The 2515-nt window shown below is 70.1% G+C and carries 2 protein-coding genes and 1 pseudogene; 1 reads left to right on the top strand and 2 read right to left on the bottom strand.

The window, feature by feature from the left end; all coding sequences use genetic code 11:
• A pseudogene (locus tag ACTUAL_RS12710) lies at nucleotides 1-503 on the bottom strand (hypothetical protein); the annotation flags it as partial.
• Here ACTUAL_RS12710 and ACTUAL_RS12715 point away from each other — a divergent pair.
• Nucleotides 421-1038, top strand: coding sequence for a peptidoglycan DD-metalloendopeptidase family protein (locus ACTUAL_RS12715; protein ID WP_440900381.1), 618 nt, complete (start codon nucleotides 421-423; stop codon nucleotides 1036-1038). The pseudogene ACTUAL_RS12710 and the gene ACTUAL_RS12715 sit on opposite strands and share 83 nt — an antisense overlap.
• 382 nt (nucleotides 1039-1420) lie before the next feature.
• On the opposite strand, the gene ACTUAL_RS12720 is transcribed toward ACTUAL_RS12715, so the two are convergent.
• Nucleotides 1421-2263 (bottom strand): FliA/WhiG family RNA polymerase sigma factor, encoded by an 843-nt coding sequence (locus ACTUAL_RS12720; RefSeq protein WP_232520216.1) that lies wholly within the window; start codon nucleotides 2261-2263, stop codon nucleotides 1421-1423.
• Nucleotides 2264-2515 lie beyond the last annotated feature (252 nt).

The following is a 2515-nucleotide window of genomic DNA, read 5'->3' on the forward strand; positions in this document are numbered from 1 at the left end:
CCACCCCCGCTGCCGCAACTCGCACTGCCACCGGCGTTGTCACCGCCCGCGCCATCGCCAGCCGTGTCGCCACCGGCAGGGCCGCCGCCCGCGTTGCCGTTGGCGTTGCCACTGGCCCGGCCGCCTGCACGGCTGCCGCCTGCCTCATCACCGATGTCGCCAACAACGGGCCCGCTGCCTGCCCCATCACCGATGCCGCCGACAACGGGCCCCCTGCCGCCGTTGCCACCAACGGGGCTGCTGCCGCCAGGGCTGACGCCGCCGGGACCACTACAGCCCACGTCATCCCCCAAGCGCGAACGCCACATCTGGCCCTTGTCCCCCATCCCCCAGGTGGTCCGCCCGTTCCACCCGCCCGCGACCCCGTACGCCAGCGGCCACAGGGGCGTCGACCTCTCCGCCCCTCCAGGCGCGAAGGTCATGGCATCCGCCAAGGGCACCGTGATCCACGCCGCCCAGGTGGCCACCCGCCCGGTGATCTCCATCCACCACGAGGACGGCACCAGAACCACCTACGAACCGGTCGCCCCCACCGTCCGCAAAGGCGACCGCGTCACCGCAGGAACCCCTTTGGGCACCCTGCTCCCCGCCCACCCCGGCTGCCCAACCCCGGCCTGCCTCCACTGGGCGGCCTTCCGCCCCACCAACGCCCCCTCCCGTGCCTACGCGAACCCCCTGTCCCTCCTCCGCCCACCACACCCCCGCCTGCTCCCGTCCCACCCCTCCCGCGCCCGTCCTCCCTCCGCTCACTCCCCGTCACCCACCCCGCCAAGATCAAATGTCGTTTTCCCGCGACCCGACCCTTTTGCCACCCGCACACCCACCCACCGCATTCCGCACGCGCGCCCGTTGCAACCAGCCCGCAAGCCCAACCGAACTGACTACGGACTCCCGCAACAACAGAGCCGCGTATTCCAAGACACCCCACATTCCAGCCCCGGTTTCCACCCCTATCGGAACACCCAGACACCAATTCCCCGCCACGGGTCACCAAATCGGTCGAGGATCGGGACATTCAGGCACCAAGTTCACAAGTGACCACTCACCAGACCCACACCGCAGACACGGCTGAAGAAGCCGACAAAGGCCAGGAGGTGACGCGCGACAAGCGCTAGTGCAACCGCGGTGGCACAACCGCGAATACCGACGTGAACACACCACAGGTGCGGACGCGGAACCGGGTTCGGCAGGTCGATCCCTGCCCCGGCTCCGAACTCGACTCCACCCTCGAACCCGACTTCCAGGCCCGACTTCCAGGCCGGACACCCACACCCGGCTCCCACACCCGCTGCCAGCATCAACACCACCACCGACGCCGGTCCCCACCGCGACGCGGAGCCAGGGTCGGAGCTCGTGGCGCTGGATCTGGTGGAACTGGGTCAGGTAGCGCTGGGCCAGGCTTGGAGCTCGTGGCGCTGGATCAGGTTTCGAGCTGCTCGTTGATCTTGGTGCGGAGCCGGAGAACGGCCCTGGTGTGCAGCTGGCAGACACGGGACTCGGTGACCCCGAGGACCTTGCCGATCTCGGCCAGCGTGAGGTTCTCGAAGTAGTACAGCGTGACCACGACCCGGTCCCGCTCGGCCAGCTGCGCGATGGCGTCGGCGAGCTGCCTGCGGCTGTCCTGGTCGACCAGCGAGGCGACCGGGTCCTCGGCGCCTTCGTCGGGCAACGACTCCGCCAGCGAGGACCCCGCGCTCCCGGCGGCCCGACCTGCGGCGATCAGCTCGTCCAGCGCGACGACGCTGGTCAGCTGGAACTGCGCGTACAGCTCCCGCAGCTCCCCGAGCCCGATCTTCAGCTCAGCGGCCAGCTCCCGATCGGTGGGCGTCCGCTGCAACCGCCCACCGAGCCGCTCGAGCGCCCGCTCGACGTCCCGAGCCCTGCTGCGAACAGAACGGGGAACCCAGTCCTGCGATCTGAGGTCGTCCAGGATCGCGCCACGAATGCGCTGCATGGCGTAGGTCTCGAACTTCAAGCCGCGCTCGGGCTCGAACTTCTCTATGGCGTCGACCAGCCCGAAGATCCCGGACTGGATCAGATCGGCGACGTCGACGTGCGCGGGCAACCCGGTCCCGACCCGCCCGGCGACGTACTTGACCAGCGGCGCGTAGTGCAGCACCAACCGATCCCGCAGCCCCTGCTCACGCGACTGCCCGTAGGTGTGCCACAGCGCGATGATCCCGGCTTCAACGTCATCAGCGGTCCGGGACTCGGCAGCGGCGTGAGCAGGCCGCCCAACCCGCTTCTCACCACTCCCGCCCACAGCCACGCCACTGGGCACCTCGCCGCTGGACACCCCGTCACTGGACGTCCCGGCAGCGGACGCCCCAGCAGCGGAATCCCCCGCTCCGGAAGGCGCACTTCCCGGCGACCCAACCCCCTGCGACTCACCCCCCTTCCGCTCTTGCTGCTGGCCAGCCTGCTCCTGCCCACCCGACTGCCGGTCTTGCTCGCCGGGCTGCCGGTCAGGCGCGCCGAACTGCCGGTCAGGCGCGCCGGACTGCCGGTCTTGCTC

The sequence above is a fragment of the Actinosynnema sp. genome (assembly GCF_052038725.1).

What these genes read in the sequence shown, in the direction of transcription:
- ACTUAL_RS12715 (WP_440900381.1), top strand. Translation starts at nt 421, where the DNA reads ATGGCATCCGCCAAGGGCACCGTGATCCACGCCGCCCAGGTGGCCACC.